The organism is Enterobacter sp. fkY84-1 (assembly GCF_052974705.1).
Genome location: NZ_CP169393.1, coordinates 1,035,472 through 1,054,392, shown reverse-complemented (window position 1 = coordinate 1,054,392; position 18,921 = coordinate 1,035,472). Strand labels below are relative to the sequence as shown.

The 18,921-nt window shown below is 56.9% G+C and carries 19 protein-coding genes and 1 other RNA gene; 6 read left to right on the top strand and 14 right to left on the bottom strand.

The features are described 5' to 3' along the window. Positions 1-44: 44 nt before the first annotated feature. Positions 45-656: a membrane protein YczE gene (gene yczE / locus ACEPLT_RS04910; protein ID WP_232927916.1), complete on the bottom strand. Its 612-nt coding sequence runs from the start codon at positions 654-656 to the stop codon at positions 45-47. Between the two features lie 86 nt (positions 657-742). On the opposite strand from yczE, the gene yczR reads away from it, so the two are divergent. Further along, a complete protein-coding gene (yczR, locus tag ACEPLT_RS04905; protein WP_232927914.1) occupies positions 743-2,164 on the top strand; it encodes a MocR-like transcription factor YczR in 1,422 nt (473 codons plus the stop codon). 82 nt (positions 2,165-2,246) lie between these two features. On the opposite strand, the gene ACEPLT_RS04900 is transcribed toward yczR, so the two are convergent. From ACEPLT_RS04900 to ffs, 3 genes are all read right to left on the bottom strand, one after another. Beyond that, positions 2,247-2,462: a hypothetical protein gene (locus tag ACEPLT_RS04900; RefSeq protein ID WP_008503298.1), complete on the bottom strand. Its 216-nt coding sequence runs from the start codon at positions 2,460-2,462 to the stop codon at positions 2,247-2,249. Continuing rightward, positions 2,459-2,710, bottom strand: coding sequence for a hypothetical protein (locus tag ACEPLT_RS04895; RefSeq protein WP_023310587.1), 252 nt, complete (start codon positions 2,708-2,710; stop codon positions 2,459-2,461). Before ACEPLT_RS04895 ends, ACEPLT_RS04900 begins: the two co-directional genes overlap by 4 nt. Before the next feature lie 262 nt (positions 2,711-2,972). Then, an RNA gene (gene ffs, locus ACEPLT_RS04890) (signal recognition particle sRNA small type) lies at positions 2,973-3,069 on the bottom strand. 170 nt (positions 3,070-3,239) lie between these two features. Between ffs and ACEPLT_RS04885 the strand changes: the two genes are divergently transcribed. After that, entirely contained in the window at positions 3,240-3,551 is a 312-nt protein-coding gene (locus ACEPLT_RS04885; protein ID WP_032674266.1) for an MGMT family protein, read from the top strand. A 32-nt stretch (positions 3,552-3,583) separates the two neighbouring features. Here ACEPLT_RS04885 and ACEPLT_RS04880 read toward each other — a convergent pair whose 3' ends face one another. Continuing rightward, positions 3,584-4,111 carry a YbaY family lipoprotein gene (locus ACEPLT_RS04880; protein ID WP_008503301.1) on the bottom strand — a complete coding sequence of 176 codons (528 nt, stop codon included), beginning with the start codon at positions 4,109-4,111 and terminating at the stop codon, positions 3,584-3,586. A gap of 203 nt (positions 4,112-4,314) precedes the next feature. Here ACEPLT_RS04880 and tesB point away from each other — a divergent pair, with 203 nt between their 5' ends. Beyond that, on the top strand, positions 4,315-5,175 hold the full coding sequence (gene tesB, locus ACEPLT_RS04875) for an acyl-CoA thioesterase II (RefSeq protein WP_023293157.1): 861 nt from the start codon (positions 4,315-4,317) through the stop codon (positions 5,173-5,175). A gap of 95 nt (positions 5,176-5,270) precedes the next feature. On the opposite strand, the gene amtB is transcribed toward tesB, so the two are convergent. The 5 genes from amtB to ACEPLT_RS04850 all read right to left on the bottom strand — a co-directional run bounded on the left by amtB (position 5,271) and on the right by ACEPLT_RS04850 (position 11,189). Next, complete coding sequence (gene amtB, locus ACEPLT_RS04870; RefSeq protein WP_008503303.1) at positions 5,271-6,560, bottom strand: ammonium transporter AmtB; 1,290 nt, start codon at positions 6,558-6,560, stop codon at positions 5,271-5,273. Positions 6,561-6,595: 35 nt separating this feature from the next. After that, complete coding sequence (glnK, locus tag ACEPLT_RS04865; protein WP_232927911.1) at positions 6,596-6,934, bottom strand: P-II family nitrogen regulator; 339 nt, start codon at positions 6,932-6,934, stop codon at positions 6,596-6,598. A gap of 219 nt (positions 6,935-7,153) precedes the next feature. Beyond that, positions 7,154-8,935, bottom strand: a complete 1,782-nt coding sequence (locus ACEPLT_RS04860) for a SmdB family multidrug efflux ABC transporter permease/ATP-binding protein (protein WP_032656558.1) — start codon at positions 8,933-8,935, stop codon at positions 7,154-7,156. Next, on the bottom strand, positions 8,928-10,700 hold the full coding sequence (locus ACEPLT_RS04855) for a SmdA family multidrug ABC transporter permease/ATP-binding protein (RefSeq protein ID WP_021241647.1): 1,773 nt from the start codon (positions 10,698-10,700) through the stop codon (positions 8,928-8,930). Before ACEPLT_RS04855 ends, ACEPLT_RS04860 begins: the two co-directional genes overlap by 8 nt. 30 nt (positions 10,701-10,730) lie before the next feature. Beyond that, positions 10,731-11,189 (bottom strand): Lrp/AsnC family transcriptional regulator, encoded by a 459-nt coding sequence (locus ACEPLT_RS04850; RefSeq protein ID WP_008503307.1) that lies wholly within the window; start codon positions 11,187-11,189, stop codon positions 10,731-10,733. A gap of 115 nt (positions 11,190-11,304) precedes the next feature. Between ACEPLT_RS04850 and ACEPLT_RS04845 the strand changes: the two genes are divergently transcribed. After that, the gene (locus ACEPLT_RS04845) at positions 11,305-12,351 is read left to right on the top strand and encodes a PLP-dependent cysteine synthase family protein (RefSeq protein ID WP_008503308.1); all 1,047 of its coding nucleotides are present in this window, start codon (positions 11,305-11,307) and stop codon (positions 12,349-12,351) included. Positions 12,352-12,391: 40 nt separating this feature from the next. On the opposite strand, the gene cof is transcribed toward ACEPLT_RS04845, so the two are convergent. After that, positions 12,392-13,210 (bottom strand): HMP-PP phosphatase, encoded by an 819-nt coding sequence (gene cof, locus ACEPLT_RS04840; RefSeq protein ID WP_008503309.1) that lies wholly within the window; start codon positions 13,208-13,210, stop codon positions 12,392-12,394. Between the two features lie 101 nt (positions 13,211-13,311). Between cof and ACEPLT_RS04835 the strand changes: the two genes are divergently transcribed. Together ACEPLT_RS04835 and queC are read left to right on the top strand one after the other, a co-directional pair. Then, positions 13,312-15,012 (top strand): SgrR family transcriptional regulator, encoded by a 1,701-nt coding sequence (locus ACEPLT_RS04835; protein WP_023326794.1) that lies wholly within the window; start codon positions 13,312-13,314, stop codon positions 15,010-15,012. A gap of 66 nt (positions 15,013-15,078) precedes the next feature. Continuing rightward, positions 15,079-15,774: a 7-cyano-7-deazaguanine synthase QueC gene (queC, locus tag ACEPLT_RS04830; protein WP_032674259.1), complete on the top strand. Its 696-nt coding sequence runs from the start codon at positions 15,079-15,081 to the stop codon at positions 15,772-15,774. A gap of 61 nt (positions 15,775-15,835) precedes the next feature. On the opposite strand, the gene ACEPLT_RS04825 is transcribed toward queC, so the two are convergent. The 3 genes from ACEPLT_RS04825 to ppiD form a co-directional block, all read right to left on the bottom strand. Next, positions 15,836-16,234 (bottom strand): YbgC/FadM family acyl-CoA thioesterase, encoded by a 399-nt coding sequence (locus ACEPLT_RS04825; RefSeq protein WP_232927908.1) that lies wholly within the window; start codon positions 16,232-16,234, stop codon positions 15,836-15,838. Between the two features lie 99 nt (positions 16,235-16,333). After that, positions 16,334-16,714: a helix-hairpin-helix domain-containing protein gene (locus tag ACEPLT_RS04820; protein WP_023343490.1), complete on the bottom strand. Its 381-nt coding sequence runs from the start codon at positions 16,712-16,714 to the stop codon at positions 16,334-16,336. 148 nt (positions 16,715-16,862) lie between these two features. Beyond that, positions 16,863-18,734 (bottom strand): peptidylprolyl isomerase, encoded by a 1,872-nt coding sequence (ppiD, locus tag ACEPLT_RS04815; RefSeq protein ID WP_032674258.1) that lies wholly within the window; start codon positions 18,732-18,734, stop codon positions 16,863-16,865. Positions 18,735-18,921 lie beyond the last annotated feature (187 nt).

Genomic DNA, 18,921 nt, shown 5'->3' with positions numbered 1-18,921 from the left:
TGTGGCACAGCGACGCTGCTAAAACATGTGAGCGCTTCGCAAAATTAAACAACCCGCTCCGGCTGCGCGATTTCAGCAACGCGCGGCTTCTGGCGGAACCAGGGCAGACAGAGCTGGATAAGTGGGCCAATGGTCAGGGCATACACGACCGTTCCCACCCCAAACGTGCCGCCAAGCACGCACCCAATCAGCAGGACGGACACCTCAATGGAGGTACGCACGCTGCGAATGGACCACCCCAGCCGGGCATGAATGCCGGTCATCAGGCCGTCGCGCGGGCCAGGCCCAAAACCGGCGCCAATGTACATGCTGGTCGCAATCGCGTTCATCACGATGCCCGACACCAGGAAAGCGATGCGAACAGGTAACGAATCCAGTTCCGGAATAACCGCCATGCTGGCGTCCGCCGCCAGACCGATACAAATCACGTTGCTGATGGTGCCCAGGCCCGGCATCTGGCGCAGGGGGATCCACAGCAGCAGCACCGCAGCACCGGTTAAAATGATCACCGTCCCGATAGTCATCCCCAGCTGTATCCCCACCCCAAGGTGAAAAACATCCCAGGGATCGACACCCAAATCGGAACGAATAAACATCGCGGTAGACAGGCCATACAGTCCTAAACCGACATAGAGTTGTAGCAGACGACGTACCATTTTTATCTTCTCCAGTGAACCAGGCTTTGATCCTGACCTAAAATGGCACTATGATTAATGTCCAGTTTTCAAATAGTGGACTGCATATGTCGTCACGTCGCTTCGGAAGCCAGTCGCTGGTACGCCTTTTAGGCCACTGGCAGCAAACCTCATCCCGCACGCCGCTCTGGCGGCAGTTGGCCGATGCGCTGCGCCTGTTAATCCTTGATGGACGTCTGGCATTGAATACACGGCTACCGGGGGAGCGCGAGCTGGCCACGGCGCTGGACGTGAGCCGGACCACCATCAGCAGCGCCCTCGCCCATCTGCGCGAGGAGGGATATCTTGAAAGCCGCCACGGCAGCGGGTCACGCGTGATCCTCCCGGATACGCGCGCCGTTCCCACGCTTTCCGCAGCGAGTGCCGCACTGGATCTCTCCACTGCCGCTCTCAATGCCGGGCCGGAGATCCACCAGGCGTATACCCATGCGCTCACGGCCATTACGCAGCACCTCTCGCTGACGGGCTACGATCAGCTAGGACTGCCAACGCTGCGGGAGGCCATCGCTGCGCGTTATACCGCGCGGGGCCTTCCCACCCGCGCGGACGAAGTGATGGTGGTCAATGGCGCCGTCAGCGGCTTCGCGCTGGTCCTGCGGATGATGACCGGGCCCGGGGATCGCGTCGTGGTCGATCACCCCACCTATCCGCTGGCGATTGCCGCCATTCAGGGCGCGCAGTGTCGGCCCGTGGGGGTGTCGCTGCCGGAAACGGGCTGGGATACGGATGGCTTTGCCGCCACGCTTGCCCAAACCGCGCCGCGCCTGGCGTACCTGATGCCTGATTTTCATAACCCCACCGGGCGCTGTATGGATATCGCGACGCGCCAGGCCATTACCGATATTGCTGCGCAAACCCGTACGGCGCTGGTGGTGGATGAAACGATGGTGGATCTCTGGTTTGACGCCCCTCCTCCGCCTCCGCTGGCCTCCTTTAACCCGCAGGCCACCGTCATCACCTTAGGCTCCGCCGGAAAAAGTTTCTGGGGCGGGCTGCGTCTCGGCTGGATCCGCGCCTCCTCGCGCACGATCGCCACGCTTGCCCAGACGCGCGATACCCTCGATTTAGGTTCACCGCTGCTGGAACAGCTGGCGGCGCTGTGGCTCATCAACAACAGCGAGACGTTTCTCCCCGCCCGCCGCAAAATGCTGGCGGAGCGACGCGATCGATGCGGTGAACTGCTGCGTGAACATTTTCCGGACTGGACATTCCATGAAGCGGAAGGCGGGCTCTCTTACTGGATCGAGCTACCGGGCATGCTGGCGACACAGCTTGCCGCGCGGGCTGAGATTCTGGGGATTAATCTGGGAACCGGTACGCGGTTTGGCTTATCGGGCGCGTTTGACCGCTATTTGCGGATGCCCTTCTCGCTCGAACCAACAGAGCTTGAACAGGCGCTGCTGAGGATTAAACCGTTATGGCTCGCCCTGAATAAAAACGTGCCAGCCGTTAAACGCAGCGTGATTTAATAGCAAAAGTTTGAAGCCGATCATAAAAAATAAAAACTGCTGACTGTCACGGATACAGTCAGCAGTTTTCACCCATCCGGAATTAATGCTGAGCAGGAATAGGAAACCCTTTCAGTGAAATAACGAAGTTTTCACCGTCTTTCTTTATTTTTGCGCCAGTATCACACCAGTCAGACGCAATACGAAAGAACTCATCACTTCCGACATTCCAGCCAAGACGTACATGCTTCACGTAGCCTGAACGCAGCAGATCGCAGGCCTCTTTGTAGTCACTGGCAGTTGACAGTTGTTGTTTCATTTTCTCTTCTTCAGAAGTTTACGTAGAGCCTTGATTTCTTTAGGAGTAAATGGAGAAACACTCTCTTCTTCCGTATGCTGATTATCAATATCCTCTTCCGATACTCCCGCCTCTTCTACTGCTTCGAACGCCAGCAGCAGCAGTTTCTCTGTCGTCACGCTTAAGTTCTCGTTATTCACTTCCGCATAGTGGCGAAGCCTTTCTTTTAGCGCGTCATCAATCTTAACGTTTAATACCGCTGTAGCCATGTTTGTCACTTCCCTTCGGAATAAGTACTTTATTTAATACACGAAGTTAACAATGTTATCCAGATATATATTTTTTTGAGTTTTGCCAGAAAATAGACGGCCAAGGATAAAATGCCCGACTATTATTACAAGTTTATGACATTAATATTTCAGCGCGATGAAATATATATTACATGCTATAGGCATAATCTTATTAGGGAATAACGTCAGGGAAGAGGGCAAAAATCAGGGAAGAACGCAGAGGCTCAGAAATGGGTGAGGGCCCTGCCAGCTACATCCCGGCACACACGTCGTCTGCCCTGGCTGCTTCCTTCCGGACCTGACCTGGTGAACAGAGTAGCGTTGCGGGAGAACCAACAGAGCCCCCATTGAGAGCGTTGATAACCAACGCGCTGGCGCATTATCCCTGTGCGAAGGCCCAATTGCAAGCCGCCAGGAACCGGATGCTGGTTTCTTGCGCAAACAGGCGCAGCAATCAGGGCGATCTTCGTTTACCATGGCTCTCCAGAAACTCCCCGCAGGTGAAGGTATGGACGAGCAGGACTCTTTTCCACAGCGCGTATGGCAAATCGTGGCTTCAATCCCGGAAGGCTATGTCACCACCTATGGTGATGTCGCGCGCCTGGCCGGTTCCCCTCGCGCGGCGCGACAGGTTGGAGGCGTCCTGAAACGGCTGCCGGAAGGCAGCACGCTGCCCTGGCATCGGGTGGTGAACCGTCATGGCGCCATCTCACTCACCGGGCCGGATCTCCAGCGTCAGCGTCAGGCGTTACTTTCAGAAGGGGTGCAGGTGTCAGGGTCGGGTAAGATCGATTTACAGAAGTACCGGTGGGTGTACTGACCCCTCTCCCTAAGGAGAGGGGAATAACCCTATTACATCTGCGTCGGTGGGGTTGGCAGAGACGGCTGATTGGTTTGCGGTGCGACCGGCACTTCGGTCTGCTGTACTGGCACCAGGTTCAGATCGATTTTGGTTCCACCGTTGTTAATCGCTTCCTGGACCGTATCGGTGATAAACACCAGCTTACCGTTGATGGTGACCGCTGCGCTCAGCAGAATACGGGCATTAGGCTGCACGTCAGACGGGTTATACGGCAACACGAAGCTAAACGGCGCCTGCTTGCCTTCAGTACGGACGGCACGCTGGGCCACGACTTTCGATGGCGCGTCGGCCAGGGAAGCATCAGACAGCGTCACCGTTAATACCGCATCCGGCGGCAACGCAACTTTCTGTTTAATCCAGATGGTACCGGAAACGTTAGGCTGCTGAATGGACTGCTGCGAAAGGGTATTAATCCCGTTCGGGTCAGCTGCTGGCACTGGCACCTGGGCGCTCTTACCGGCACAGGCGGACAACGCCACCGCAATCGCTACACCACTTAGCATAGGCACGAGTTTCATTGAAGTCTCCTTATCATCAATGCACCAGCGGGATCGATCCCATCCGATGTCGTTTCAATCACATAACGTTTTTAAGTGTGGCACAACTCACTGATTAATGCCTGAAATCATCCCGATATTCAGATTATTCTACCCATCGGACCACTTTCATTTCTGCGTTATACTCTGCCTATCTTTCGCTACGGCGTTTATTGAGGACAACTATGAGTCAGGCACTGAACAATCTGCTGACATTACTGAATCTGGAAAAAATTGAGGAAGGACTCTTTCGCGGACAGAGCGAAGATTTAGGCTTACGCCAGGTCTTCGGTGGGCAAGTCGTTGGACAAGCGCTGTACGCTGCAAAGGAGACTGTCCCGGCAGACCGTCTGGTGCATTCATTCCACAGCTACTTTTTACGCCCTGGCGATAGCGCCAAACCCATCGTGTATGACGTTGAAGTTCTGCGAGACGGCAACAGCTTCAGCGCGCGCCGCGTCGCGGCCATCCAGAACGGTAAGCCGATCTTTTACATGACCGCCTCTTTCCAGGCACCGGAGCCGGGCTACGAGCATCAGAAGGTCATGCCCCCTGCCCCCTCGCCGGACGATCTTAAATCGGAAACGGATATCGCTCGCGCATTGGCGCATCTGCTGCCGCCGCAGGTTAAAGAGAAGTTTCTCTGCGATAAGCCGCTTGAGATCCGCCCCGTCGAGTTCCACAACCCGATGAAGGGCCACACCGCCGAGCCAAAGCGTCAGGTGTGGATCCGCGCCAACGGCACCGTGCCGGAAGATTTCCGCGTCCATCAGTATCTGCTGGGCTATGCGTCTGACTTCAACTTCCTGCCGGTGGCGCTGCAGCCGCACGGCGTCGGCTTCCTCGAAAAAGGGATGCAGGTCGCGACGATCGATCACTCGATGTGGTTCCACCGTCCCTTCAACATGAACGAGTGGCTGCTCTACAGCGTGGAGAGTACGTCGGCATCCAGCGCCCGCGGGTTTGTACGTGGGGAGTTTTATACTCAGGACGGCGTGCTGGTCGCTTCAACGGTGCAGGAAGGGGTGATGCGTAACAGAGGTTGATGTAAAAAGCCCGGTGGCGCGACGCTTACCGGGCCTACGTTTTGTGCTGTTGTAGGCCGGGTAAGGCGAAGCCGCCACCCGGCAAGACACTCAGATCATGCGTTATACGCATTCTCGCCGTGGCTGTTCACATCCAGACCTTCGCGCTCCTGCTCTTCCGGTACGCGCAGGCCGACCGTCATGTCCGCCAGCTTGTAGCCGATGAAAGCGACGACCGCAGACCACACCACGGTGATAGCGATGCTTTCCAGCTGCACCAGCACCTGATGAACCATAGTGACGCCTTCTGCGTAGCCCACGCCACCGAGCGATTTCGCCGCGAAGATACCGGTCATGATACAGCCGACAATCCCGCACACGCCGTGCACGCCGAACACATCGCAAGGGTCATCCACGCGCAGAACTCGTTTCAGTGCGGTGACGCCCCACAGACCCGCCAGACCCGACACCAGGCCGACCAGCAGCGCACCGCCGACACCGACATAACCACACGCAGGAGTGATACCAACCAGACCGGCAATCGCACCTGAACAGGCACCCAGCAGGGAAGGTTTACCGCGCACCGCCCACTCGCCAAACACCCAGGAGAGGATTGCACCCGCCGTGGCTACAACGGTGTTCACGAAGGCCAGCGCGGCGATTTCGTTCGCGGCACTGGCTGAGCCGGCGTTGAAGCCAAACCAGCCAAAGTAGAGGATCGCAGTACCGGTAAAGACCATCGGCAGGTTGTGCGGTTTGAACGCCTCTTTACCGAAGCCCACGCGTTTGCCAATCAGATAAGCGCCCACCAGACCCGCGACCGCGGCGTTAATGTGGACAACGGTACCGCCCGCGAAGTCCAGCGCGCCGTGCGTGGCCAGCAGACCACCGCCCCAGACCATGTGCGCAATCGGCACATAGGAGAGCGTTAGCCAGACCACAACGAAGATCAGGACCGCAGAGAAACGAATGCGCTCGGCGAGCGCGCCCACAATCAGCCCGACGGTAATGCAGGCGAACGAGCCCTGGAACGCCACGTGAATATACTGATAGAAGCTGCCCATCAGCGCGGTCAGTTCAATGTTTTTCAGCATCACCCAGTCGAAGTTACCAAAGAACGCGTTACCCGTGCCGAACGCCAGAGAGTAACCGTAAACCACCCAAAGCACGCAGACCAGTGCAAACGTCACGGCAACCTGCGTCAGCATGGAGAGAACGTTTTTGCCACGGATCAGACCGCCGTAGAACAGCGCAATGCCCGGAATGGACATGAAAAGCACCAGCGCGGTGCTGATCATCATAAAGGCGTTATCGGCTTTGTCGGCCACCGCAGGGGCAGCAGCCAGCGCCAGGCCCGGCAGCAGCGCCAGCGAACCCAGACCCGTTTTAAGTGTTGCTATCTTCATTTTCTCGATCCCTATCACTGTGTGCCAGGCGTTAATTACAGTGCCGCTTCGTCAGATTCGCCGGTACGGATGCGAATGACGCGCTGCAGTTCGGCAACGAAAATTTTGCCGTCGCCAATTTTGCCGGTGTAGGCCGCTTTGCTAATGACATCAATGACTTCATCAAGCTGATCGTCAGCAATCGCGACATCAATTTTTACTTTTGGCAGAAAGTTAACGCTGTATTCCGCCCCGCGATAAAGCTCGGCATGACCCTTCTGACGACCAAAGCCTTTCACTTCGGTGACAGTCAGTCCCTGAATACCGATTGAAGACAATGCTTCACGCACGTCTTCGAGTTTGAATGGTTTGATTACAACCGTAACCAGCTTCATAGATCCCCTCCAGTCAGAATTCGGTAATGGCCGCAGCTTACGCGGAAGGTATTGCAAGGGATGTGCCAGAAATGAAAACGTGAGGGAATCGCGGTGCGATGTGCGTTACACGGTTCTGATAAATGAACCGGTGAAAAAAACGCACCATGCCGGTGCAGGGTGCGTTTCAGTTTTGCACCAACAGGAATGACTGTTAGCGCGGCGCCTCATTTTAGTGCATCAGGCGCTAAGGGACTCTTCATCACGCACGCTGGCGGCCAGCTCTTCGCCCGCCAGCTGCAGCTGGTACATCTGCCAGTAGCGCCCTTGTGCTTCCAGCAGCTCGCGGTGCGTACCTCGCTCCACGGCCTGTCCGCGATGCAGCACCAGAATCGTGTCCGCGTCGACGATGGTGGAGAGCCGGTGAGCAATCACCACCAGCGTCGTGTGGTCGCGTACGGCGGCCAGCGCCTGCTGAATCGCCTGCTCGGTTCCAGAATCTATGCTGGCCGTGGCTTCGTCCAGAATCAGCACCTGCGGCGTTTCAATCAGGACGCGCGCCAGCGCCAGGAGCTGTTTTTGCCCCACGGAGAGATTGTTGCCCTGCTCGCCCAGCTTCGTGTTGATCCCGTCGCTAAACCCGCGCGCCAGCTCTGCCAGCTGCACCGTTTCCAGTACCGCCCAAACCTGCGCTTCTGAATAGTCCCGTCCCAGGGTTACGTTGGCGTAGAAGGTATCGGCCAGCACGACCGGATCCTGCTGCACCATCGCAACGCCTTTGCGTAACACCGTGTGGCTGAGCGACGCGAGCGGACGTCCGTCGAGGCGGATTTCGCCTTGCGTGACCGGATAGTAGCCCATCAGCAGGCTGGCGAGCGTGCTTTTACCGCTGCCGGTGTGGCCCACCAGCGCGACGAAACCGCGTGACGGCACATCGAGCGTAATCTCCTGCAACACCAGACGGTCTTCGCGATAGGCAAATGAGACGTTATCAAAGGTGATAGCCCCGCTTTGCAGAGGTCGCTCGTCATTGCCGTAGGCCTGGCGCGGCCTGTCCATCAGCTCAAAGACGCGCTCACCGGCGACAACCGCCTGTTGCAGCATCGATTGCTGCGTAGTGAGTTCGATCAGCGGCTCGTTAAGGCGTCCCAGATAGCTAATGAAAGCGTACAGCACGCCCACTTCAATCGTACCGTTTGCGCTCAGGCCAAAGAGCATCAGCAGCCCGCAAAGCACCAGCGCCGAGAACAGGCTCAGCAGCGGTCGCAGCAGGAAACCGTCCAGGCGCAGCGTCTGCATACGCGCCATATAGTGCGAACGGCTGGCTTCGCCCATGCGCTCGCCAAAGCGCGCCTGCTGGCGGAACTGCTGGATGACGCTCATGCCGTTGATCACTTCGTTGAAGCCATCGTTGATATCGGCCAGATAGGCGCGCACCCGGCGCACGATCGGCGTGCTGTAGCGCTGGTAGATGATCATCACGATCAGCACCGCCGGGAAGATCGTTATCGCCACCAGCGCCATGCGCCAGTCGAGGCTGAACATTGCCACCAGCATCGCGCCAATCAGCGCCGCGCTGCGCAGCACGGTTGCCACCACGGTGACGTACAGATCGCGGATCACCTCGGTATCGTTGGTCACGCGCGAAATCACCTGCCCGACCGGCTGGGTATCAAATTCGCTGAGCGGCTGGCGAAGCGCCGCGTCCATCACATCGGTACGCAACTGCTGAACCACGCCCACGGCGGCACGGTTAAACAGCAGCGACTGCGCATAGTGCAATCCTGCCGCCGTCAGCTGTAAGCCAACGTAGGCCACGCCTAATCCCGCCACCAGCCCGAGCGGCAGGTAGCTTTTGGCGACCATATTGTCGATGAAATAGCTGATGAGCAGCGGTCCGCTCACTTCGGCAATCGCCGCAATCCAGAGTAAAAGCACGGCAACGGAGAGCGGTTTACGCCACGGCGAGCCGTAGGCCAGCAGACGTTTGAGCGTCGGCCACATCGTTCCAAGCTTACGCATTGGCGGCCTCCTCATCCTGCTCCGGCGCATCGTCCAGCGCCGCCTCAAGCTGCTGATAGCGGTACATATCGCGATACCAGCCCGGCTGCTCGCTAAGCGTTTCATGCTGCCCGCGCTGGGCAATATGGCCGTGCTGCAAAACCAGAATTTCGCTGGCTTCGGTGAGCGCTGACAAACGGTGGGCACTGATAATTATCGTGCGTCCGTCGCCCCACTGGCGCAGGTTATGCAGGATCTGATGCTCGGTACGGCCGTCCACGGCGGAGAGCGCATCGTCCAGAATCAGGATCTCGGCATTGAGCAGCAGCGCGCGGGCAATGGAGATACGCTGTTTTTGCCCGCCGGACAGCATGACGCCGCGTTCCCCGACTTCCGTTTCGTACCCCTGCGGCAGGCGCAAAATGTCATCATGCACGCTGGCCAAACGTGCCACATGCTCGATCTCTTCCTGCGTTGCCGCAGGGCACCCAAGCGCGATGTTGTTCGCCACGGTGTCAGAAAAAAGAAACGGCGTCTGGCTGACGACCGCCAGGCGACCACGCCACTCATCCAGCAGCAGCCTGGTCAGCGGAATATCATGGAAACGAATATCGCCCTCGGTGACGTCAAAGTGACGCTGGAGCAGCGACAGCACGGTGCTTTTACCGGATCCCGTCGGGCCGCAGATGCCGAGCATCTGGCCCGGCTGAAGGGTAAAACTGACGTTCTCCAGTACCGGATGTTCCGTTTGCGGATAGATAAACTTGCGGACGTCGACTTTCATGACGCCGCGTCCTTCCGGCAACGCTTCGCTGCCGTCATTGACCACCGGCGCTTCGGCCAGCATGGCGCGAATACGGCTGTAGGCGGCGCTGCCGCGCTCCACGATGTTAAACATCCAGGCCAGCGCCAGCATCGGCCAGATCATCAGCCCCAGATACATGGCAAAGCTGGTCAACTGGCCCAGGGTGAGCGTGCCCTGCACCACCATCCAGCTCCCGCCGCCAATCGCCAGCATATTTGCCATGCCGATTGCGATATAAATCGTTGGATCAAATCGCGCGTCAATACGCGCGACGCGCATGTTTTTCGCCCCCGTGTCGGCCGCATCGGCGGCAAACAGCGCGGACTGCCGGTCTTCCAGACCAAACGCTTTGATCATGCGGATGCTGGTCATGCTCTCCTGGGTGCGATCGTTCAGCGACGAAAACGCCGCCTGCGCCAGCTTGAAGCGCTCGTGCAGTTGTTCGCCATAGCGATTGATCGCCAGCGCCATGAGCGGCATCGGCAGCAGCGCCAGCAGGGTCAGCTGCCAGCTAATCTGCGTTGACATGACGATCAGAACCGCGCAGCCCATTACCAGCGAGTCCACCAGCGTCAGCACCCCTTCCCCGGCGGCAAAGACCACGCGATCGACGTCGTTAGTCGCGCGCGCGATAAGATCCCCGGTGCGATGGCGCAGATAAAATTCGGGATGCTGTCGACTCAGCTGGCGATAAAAATCTTCACGCAGCTCAACGGCCAGCTGATAGGACGCACCAAACAGCAGCACGCGCCAGACGTAGCGCAGCAGATAAACAATGACCGCCGTCAGCACCAGCGTGCCAACCCACATCAACACCCGTGCGGTGGTGTAATGCTGTTCGGTGACGCCATCCACGACGTAGCCCACCACTTTCGGCGGGATCAGCTGCAGGATAGCAATGATAATAAGCAGGGCGACTGCACCGAGGTAGCGTTGCCACTCCCGACGAAAGTACCAGCTTAATTGGGCAAATAATCGCACGCGGTTTGTTCCTGAAGGTATTTTACGAAGTTATTCAATGGGTAATGCTGTGGTGTATTTAATCTGTTCCATGGCGAAGCTTGAGGTGACGTCCGATAACCCCGGCACGCTGTTCACCAGCCGCTTGTAGAAGTCATCATAACGCTTCATGTCGGCCACCTGGACGCGCATCAGGTAATCGTACTCGCCGGCCATACGCCAGAAACCGAGCACTTCGGGCATCTCAGACACCTGGGTAACGAAGCGGCAATACCACTCGCTGCTGTGATGCTGGGTTTTTATCAGCACAAATGCCGTCAACCCAAGCCCCAGTTTTTCAGGATCTAACAGCGCGACGCGCCCCAGCAGAATACCGTCATCTTCCAGCTTCTTAAGCCGCTTCCAGCACGGGGTGGTGGTCAGATTAACGGCATCTGCCAGCGCCTGCAAAGAGAGGGTACAGTCACTTTGCAGCAATGAAAGGAGCTTGCGGTCAATTTTATCTAGCATACCCACCTCACAGAGAAAATTTTTCTCCCTTAATTCTATTTTAAAGGCCAGATAGCAACAATTTTTTCTGTGCTTTTCGCTATGCTAGGCACAAAATGACAAACGGATAACGACGATGAATAGCACCTGGGTTAAACATGCGATCAGCGAAATCAATGCCGACTATCAGCGCTCGGCGGATACGCACCTGATTCGCCTTTCCCTGCCGGGATTTGACGGCATTCAGCTCTATCTGAAAGATGAAAGCACCCATCCTACCGGCAGCCTAAAGCATCGCCTGGCGCGCTCGCTGTTTTTATACGGTTTATGTAACGGCTGGATTAAAGAAGGCACCACCATCATTGAATCCTCTTCCGGTTCAACGGCGGTGTCCGAAGCCTATTTCGCCCGCCTGCTGGGCCTGCCGTTTATTGCGGTGATGCCCTCCTGCACCGCAAAACGCAAAATCGAACAGATCGAATTTTACGGCGGTCGCTGCCACTTTGTGGAAAGCGCCTGCGAAATCTACGCCGCCTCCGAAATGCTGGCCCGTGAGCTGAACGGCCACTATATGGACCAGTTCACCTTCGCCGAGCGCGCAACGGACTGGCGCGGGAATAACAACATTGCCGACAGTATTTTCCGCCAGATGACCCACGAACCGCATCCGGTTCCGTCCTATATTGTGATGAGCGCCGGTACCGGCGGCACGTCAGCCACGATCGGACGCTATATCCGCTGCCAGGGTTACGATACCCAGCTGATGGTAGTTGACCCGCAGAACTCCGTGTTCCTCGACTACTGGCAAAACCGCGATGCCGGTCTGCGCAGCCCGGTGGGGAGTAAGATTGAAGGGATTGGCCGTCCGCGCGTTGAGCCCTCTTTCATCCCCGACGTTGTGGACGAGATGATGCGCGTGCCGGATGCCGCCAGCGTGGCAACGGCGCACTGGCTGGAAACGCAGCTGGGCCGCAAAGTGGGCGCCTCGACAGGCACCAATATGTGGGGCGCGCTGCAGCTTGCCGCACGTATGCGCGAAGCGGGACGCACCGGTTCCATCGTCACGCTGCTGTGCGACAGCGGAGAGCGTTATCTCGAGACCTACTACAATGCGGAGTGGGTGCAGGCCAACATCGGTGATATCGCCCCCTGGAAGGCGCAGATTGCTCAACTGCTGAAATAAAAAAAGCCAGACCGAAGCCTGGCTTGCTGGAAGGGTCTCACTATTCGGGGGAATATGGGAGGTTGTTATTGTCCAGCCAATGCGTCAAAAAATGGGACACTGCTTCATTACGGCAGTGACCGATAACCGGCAGATGGGGAAGTTCTGCTTTCAGCTGCGCCATCGCATTCCCCATGATCAGACCGCGACCTACGCTACCCAGCATTTCGCGGTCGTTCATGGCGTCACCGAACGCCATGCACTCCTGCAGCGTTAATCCCAGGTGGTCGCTCAGCACCGCCAGAGCGGAACCTTTGTTACAGCCCACCGGCAGCACTTCCAGGCAATCCACCGCCGAGAAGGTCAGGTGCGCCCGGTCGCCCAGCGCCTCATTCAGTTGGATCCGTAAGCGACAGAGATCGTCGTGATCGCCGCAGAAGCAGATCTTGGTCACCGCATGGGCGGGGATCCGACGCAGATCGATAAGCTGGTATTTAAAACCGCTATACACATGCGCGTGCAATAATTCCGGGATGTCGCTTCCGGTAAACCAGCCCCGATCGTTAAAGACGTGGATGCTGGCCTGCGTGTCCCAGGTACTGTGCAGCACGATATCTGCCACTTCCGGGTTGAGATCCTGTCGGTACAGCACATCGCCTTCTACAGAGTGAATTCGCGTCCCGTTACCGGTGATCAGAAAGGCATCGAGGGCAAACGCGCCCAGCAAATGGCGCATTTCCAGAACATGGCGCCCGGTGGCAAACGTCAGGGTGACATTACGCTCGTGCAGGCGCTTCAGCGTGTTCAGGGTTTTCTCCCCTAAACGGTGATCCGGCATTAACAGCGTACCGTCCATATCAAATGCAGCGAGCCGAGCCATGATTACTCCCGAAATGTGATGCGGTTAACTTGTGCATCAGTATCGTGTGAGATATACGGAAGTAATAGTGAATAGATGAGAATTATTGTTCCGGGTTTCTTATGCGCCAACTTAACCGTCTTAACCAGTATCAACGCCTGTGGCAACCTTCCGCTGGCGCGCCGCAGCAGGTAACCGTAAATGAACTTGCCAGCCGCTGCTTTTGTAGCGAGCGACATGTCCGTACTCTGCTGCGTCAGGCCCAGGAGGCGGGCTGGCTGACCTGGCGCGCGCAGTCCGGGCGTGGAAGGCGCGGTGCGCTGACGTTTCACGTCACTCCGGAATCACTGCGCAACACGATGATGGAAGAAGCGCTAAAAAGCGGGCAGCAACATAACGCCCTCGAGCTGGCGCAGCTTGCTCCCGAAGATTTGCGTGCCCTGCTGCACCCGTTTTTGGGTGGGCAGTGGCAAAACGACACGCCGACGCTGCGCATTCCCTACTACCGCTCACTTGAGCCGCTTCAGCCGGGCTTTTTACCGGGTCGGGCAGAGCAGCATCTGGCAGGGCAAGTCTTCTCAGGTTTGACGCGATTTCACGGCAACAGCAGTGAGCCGACGGGCGATCTGGCGCATCACTGGGATGTGTCGGATGATGGCCTGCGCTGGCATTTCTACATTCGCTCCACGCTGCACTGGCATAACGGCGATAAAATTGAAACGGCGCATCTCCAGCGGAGCCTGACCGCGCTGTTGACGCTTCCCGCCCTGCGCACCCTGTTTCAGAGCGTCCTCTGTATCGAAACAACGCATCCGCAGTGCCTGACGTTTACGCTACATCATCCGGATTACTGGCTGCCGCACAGGCTGGCGACCTACTGTAGCCGTCTGGCGCATCCCGACCATTCGACGATTGGCAGCGGCCCCTTTCGGCTGGTCGCCTTTGAACCCGACCTGGTTCGTCTTGAAAGCCATGAGCAGTACCACCTGAGCCATCCGCTGCTCAAAGCCATCGAATACTGGATCACACCCCAGCTTTTTGATCACAGGTTGGGTACCAGCTGCCGTCACCCGGTGCAAATCGCGATTGGTGAGGCCGACGAGCTGGAAAGTCTGCGGCTGGTAAGCAGCAGCACCAGCCTGGGGTTCTGTTACCTCACGCTAAAACAGAGCGCACGCCTGAGTGAGAACCAGGCAAAGCGGCTGATTAATATCATTCATCACTCCAGGCTTCTCCACACGCTTCCGCTAAACGAAGGGCTCATCACCCCCACCGGGGAACTGCTTCCCGGCTGGACAATCCCCGACTGGACTGATTTAACCGATGTTGCCCTGCCTGAAGCACTGACGCTGGTTTACCATCTTCCCGTTGAGCTTCACACCATGGCCAGCCAGTTGAAGACGTACCTGGCGCTACAGGGTTGTGAGCTGACCGTCATCTTTCATGACGCCAAGACGTGGGACGGATGCCAGCAGCTTGCCGAAGCAGACATCATGATGGGCGACAGGCTGATTGGCGAAGCGCCAGCGTATACGCTTGAGCAGTGGCTGCGCTGCGATACGCTTTGGCCACACGTGTTAAGCGCACCGGCGTACGCCCATTTGCAAGCCACGCTGGATGCGGTACAGACTCAGGCCGAAGCTCGGGATCGGCACGCGGGCCTGAAGGCCATTTTTAGCCGATTAATGGAAAATGCGGTGCTGACGCCGCTCTTTAATTATCAGTATCAGATCAGCGCGCCGCCGGGCGTGAATGGGATTCGCCTCAACACCCGCGGCTGGTTTGATTTTACCGAAGCCTGGCTGCCCGCCCCCAAATCGTGAAGAAGCTGGTCGCCGCCACAGGCAGACGGTAACATAACGTTTTTACCGTAACAGTCGAGATGATTTATGAAACGTGCCGTCGTCGTGTTCAGCGGAGGACAAGACTCTACTACCTGCCTGGTCCAGGCTCTTCATCAGTACGATGAGGTTCACTGTGTCACTTTCGATTATGGTCAGCGTCATCGCGCTGAGATCGACGTTGCCCTTGAACTGGCCCTGAAACTGGGCGCACGCGCGCACAAGGTGCTGGACGTTACGCTGTTAAATGAACTGGCCGTGAGTAGCCTCACCCGGGACAGTATTCCCGTCCCGGACTACGAACCCGATGCCAGCGGCATTCCGAATACCTTCGTGCCGGGCCGCAATATTCTGTTCCTCACCCTGACGGCAATTTATGCCTACCAGGTAAAAGCCGAAGCGGTGATCACGGGCGTGTGTGAAACAGACTTCTCCGGCTACCCGGACTGTCGTGATGAGTTCGTGAAGGCGTTAAATCACGCCGTCAATCTGGGGATGGCGAAAGAGACGCGCTTTGAAACCCCGCTGATGTGGCTGGATAAAGCCGAAACCTGGGCGCTGGCCGACTACTGGGGCAAGCTGGACCTGGTTCGCAGCGAAACCCTCACCTGCTACAACGGCATTAAAGGCGACGGTTGCGGCCAGTGCGCCGCCTGTAATCTGCGCGCTAACGGGCTGAACCACTATCTTGCCAATAAAGCCGGCGTGATGGCCGCAATGCAGAAAAAAACCGGGCTTAAATAGGGCGACCTGACCGTGCTGTCGCATAACAGGTGTCGACAGCACGGGTAAGCCTGAACCTGTGTTACACGATCATCAGTTCCAGCTTTTCGCGCAATTCCCCTTCCAGCGGCAGCGCTTTCTGCGTTTTCAGATCGATACAGACAAAGGTGATCAACGCATCAGCCACCACCGGCCCTTCGGGATCGAGCGTAACCACCTGGCTTAACACGCCGCTTTTGCCATTGATCTGCTGCACCTGGCTGGTCACCGTGAGCACATCGCCCAACACGGCAGGGCGACGGTAGTTGATATTAATATTGACGACCACGAACGCGATGTTGTGCGCGGTCATCCACTGAAAGCTTTCGCTGTTTTCCAGCCCGTCCCAGCGCGCTTCCTCAAGAAACTCCAGGTAGCGGGCATTGTTCACATGCTGGTAAACGTCGAGGTGAAAACCGCGTACTTTTATTTTTGTCTGCATAGCGCAATAGCCTTTACTGTTATTGTAGGATGAGAGGTCATAACTGGTATGACCTCTTTATCCTGGCAAAATTTTGCCGCTGTGCAAGTAATTGTGAGATTACAACGTCAGGTGTGCGAGGTTGCGCTCAACCAGCGCGCTCCCCATGCCCGGAACCTGCTTGAGATCGTCGACCGTTTTGAAAGGACCATACTCTTCACGATAGCTTACGATGGCCTGCGCTTTTTTCAGCCCGACGCCATTCATCACGCGGGCCAGCTCTTCCGCAGAGGCCGAATTGATGCTGACTCGCGTACCGTCATCATCCACGTTTTTACCAACGTCAGTCGCTTTGGTTTGCCCCTGCCCCGGCGCTGCGGCGTCGGTCTTACTCTGTACCGCCTGTGGTTTAGCGGCAGGTGCCGCCGCCAGTGCGCCCGCGCTCATACCAGTGGTGGCAATAGCCAGCGTAATTAACAGTGCTTTGATTCCACATTTCATGCTGTTATCTCCTTGTTTGTAGACAGCCACGTCACGATAGCCGCCCGATAAAAGAGGCACAAACAGCAGAGTGCAGAAATGGAAAAGGCCGCGAAAGCGGCCTTTAGTTATTGCAGAGCGTTGCGAAAATCTGCAAGCAGATACGTAATTATTGCTGCTGAGTAATGATATCGCCCAGCTTAATTTTGGCCTCTTTACGCAGGTTGCTCATCATGGCTTCGAAGGCAATCTGGGCATTGTTCTGGGTAATCCCCTGGACCATCGCCTTCTTCTGCGCGTCTGGCAGAGTGCCGGCTTTCACTTCATCCAGCGCCAGCAGAACGACGTTACCCTGCATATCGGTAGTGGTGCCGAAGCTTGGCTTGTCTTTCGCCGGCAGAGTCAGGCCAAACGCGGCCTGGCTGATAGGGTCCTGACCAGTACGGCTCAGCGTTTTCGCTTCACCGAAGCTCAGGCCAGCCGCTTTCAGCGCGTCCTGTTTACCTGCTTTCAGATCGGCCAGAATCTTCTCAGCATCCAGTTTCGCCTGCTGTTCCGCTTTGTTGTGCTTAACCTGAGCGACGACCTGATCCTTCACTTCCGCCAGCGGTTTGACCGCTTCTGGCTTGTGCTCGCTGACGCGCAGCACAAACGCACGATCGCCATCGACGGTAATGATGTCTGAGTTACTGCCCGGCGTGCCGTTCTCACCAACCAGACCACCGTTGAAGATGGCATCAGAAACCGGTTTGAAGTTCAGCTCTTCCGGCAGGTTGTCACGACCAAACCAGCCCGTCTCAACCGCTTTCACCCCAGCCGCCTGCTCGGCACCCGCCAGAGATTCGTTGTCGTTGCTGGCAGCATCACTCACTTTCTGCTGCAGCGCATAGTAGGCATCCAGCGCTTTTTCCTGCTTCACTTTTGCCGCGATATCGTCACGAACCTCAGCCAGCGGCTTGGTTTTCGCCGCGGTGATGTCGTCCAGACGCACGACCAGGAAACCTACGGATGATTTAATGACGCCAGACAGTTGGCCTTTCTCTTTCAGACCGGCATTTTTCAGCTCGTCCGGCGTGGTCGCGTCTTCCAGCCAGCCCATATCGCCGCCGTTTTTCGCAGAGATAATGTCGGTGGATTTCGCTTTCGCGACGGTCGCAAAATCAGCGCCTTTGTTCAGCTCATCCAGTGCCGCTTTGGCATCCGCCTCGGTTTTGGTCTGAATCACGCTGTAGCGGTTACGCTGCGGCTGTGTGAACTGATCCTGATGCTGGTCGTAGTAAGACTGGATTTCCGCGTCAGACGCGCTTTCCTGCAGCGCAGCCGCATCCAGCTTGATGTAGCTCACGCGGAACTGTTCAGGAGAAACAAAGGTATTCTTGTTCTGCTCGTACCAGGCGTTAATGTCAGCGTCGCTCACCTGCTGTTTCGCCGCCAGGGCGTTAACATCAATGGTCGCTTCACGTACAACGCGCTGCTGCGCCACCAGCGCAGCCAGTTCATCCGTTTCGCCTTTGAGCATGAAATCGGTGCCAACAACGGCATTGATGAGCTGCTGGGTGGTCAGTTGGTTACGCAGCGCCTGCGCGTACTGATCGGCCGTCATCCCCATCTGGTTGACGATGCTGTTGTAACGCGCGTTGTCGAATTTACCGTTAGACTGGAAGGCTTGCGTGGAGAAGATGGCTTTTTTCACCTGCTCATCGCTAATGCCAAGGCCGAGTTTTTTGGCATACTGATCCAGCAGCGCTTCGTCGATAAGACGGTTCAGCGTCTGCTGACGCAGGGTCTTCATATACCCTTCGTTTGCTGCCAGTTCAGAGAATTGGTCGCCCAGCTGTTGCTGCATACGGTTACGTTCACCGGCAAAAGCATTCTCGAACTGGCCGCGGCTGATCTCCTGGCCATTCACTTTTGCGGCATAGTTCGCGCCACCGCCAATAAGGTAACTGCTCACGCCGGTCAATATGAACGACACGATAATGATACCGAAAATAATCTTGAGCACGAGACTGTTAGCAGCCGTGCGTAAGCTGTCCATCATGGTGTAACAACACTCCGCTGTATGTGACTGGTTACCTGACGCTGACGGAAAATCCTGCCCGTCGCGCGTAAAGTCGTATTGTGACAAGAAAACGGGGCGATTGTCAGCCCACAACTCGCATAAACTCGCACAAATCAGGTCTGGACAAACAAAAAAGGCACATCAAAAGATGCGCCCTTGTACTATC

Excerpts from the sequence above, each read along its gene's own strand:
- glnK (WP_232927911.1), bottom strand. The coding sequence starts at position 6,934 with ATGAAGCTGGTTACGGTTGTAATCAAACCATTCAAACTCGAAGACGTG.
- ACEPLT_RS04860 (WP_032656558.1), bottom strand. The coding sequence starts at position 8,935 with ATGCGTAAGCTTGGAACGATGTGGCCGACGCTCAAACGTCTGCTGGCC.
- ACEPLT_RS04850 (WP_008503307.1), bottom strand. The coding sequence starts at position 11,189 with ATGCTAGATAAAATTGACCGCAAGCTCCTTTCATTGCTGCAAAGTGAC.
- yczR (WP_232927914.1), top strand. The coding sequence starts at position 743 with ATGTCGTCACGTCGCTTCGGAAGCCAGTCGCTGGTACGCCTTTTAGGC.
- ACEPLT_RS04885 (WP_032674266.1), top strand. The coding sequence starts at position 3,240 with ATGGACGAGCAGGACTCTTTTCCACAGCGCGTATGGCAAATCGTGGCT.
- ACEPLT_RS04835 (WP_023326794.1), top strand. The coding sequence starts at position 13,312 with ATGCGCCAACTTAACCGTCTTAACCAGTATCAACGCCTGTGGCAACCT.
- ACEPLT_RS04880 (WP_008503301.1), bottom strand. The coding sequence starts at position 4,111 with ATGAAACTCGTGCCTATGCTAAGTGGTGTAGCGATTGCGGTGGCGTTG.
- yczE (WP_232927916.1), bottom strand. The coding sequence starts at position 656 with ATGGTACGTCGTCTGCTACAACTCTATGTCGGTTTAGGACTGTATGGC.
- queC (WP_032674259.1), top strand. The coding sequence starts at position 15,079 with ATGAAACGTGCCGTCGTCGTGTTCAGCGGAGGACAAGACTCTACTACC.
- ACEPLT_RS04820 (WP_023343490.1), bottom strand. The coding sequence starts at position 16,714 with ATGAAATGTGGAATCAAAGCACTGTTAATTACGCTGGCTATTGCCACC.
- cof (WP_008503309.1), bottom strand. The coding sequence starts at position 13,210 with ATGGCTCGGCTCGCTGCATTTGATATGGACGGTACGCTGTTAATGCCG.
- tesB (WP_023293157.1), top strand. The coding sequence starts at position 4,315 with ATGAGTCAGGCACTGAACAATCTGCTGACATTACTGAATCTGGAAAAA.
- amtB (WP_008503303.1), bottom strand. The coding sequence starts at position 6,560 with ATGAAGATAGCAACACTTAAAACGGGTCTGGGTTCGCTGGCGCTGCTG.
- ACEPLT_RS04900 (WP_008503298.1), bottom strand. The coding sequence starts at position 2,462 with ATGAAACAACAACTGTCAACTGCCAGTGACTACAAAGAGGCCTGCGAT.
- ACEPLT_RS04895 (WP_023310587.1), bottom strand. The coding sequence starts at position 2,710 with ATGGCTACAGCGGTATTAAACGTTAAGATTGATGACGCGCTAAAAGAA.
- ACEPLT_RS04845 (WP_008503308.1), top strand. The coding sequence starts at position 11,305 with ATGAATAGCACCTGGGTTAAACATGCGATCAGCGAAATCAATGCCGAC.
- ACEPLT_RS04825 (WP_232927908.1), bottom strand. The coding sequence starts at position 16,234 with ATGCAGACAAAAATAAAAGTACGCGGTTTTCACCTCGACGTTTACCAG.
- ppiD (WP_032674258.1), bottom strand. The coding sequence starts at position 18,734 with ATGATGGACAGCTTACGCACGGCTGCTAACAGTCTCGTGCTCAAGATT.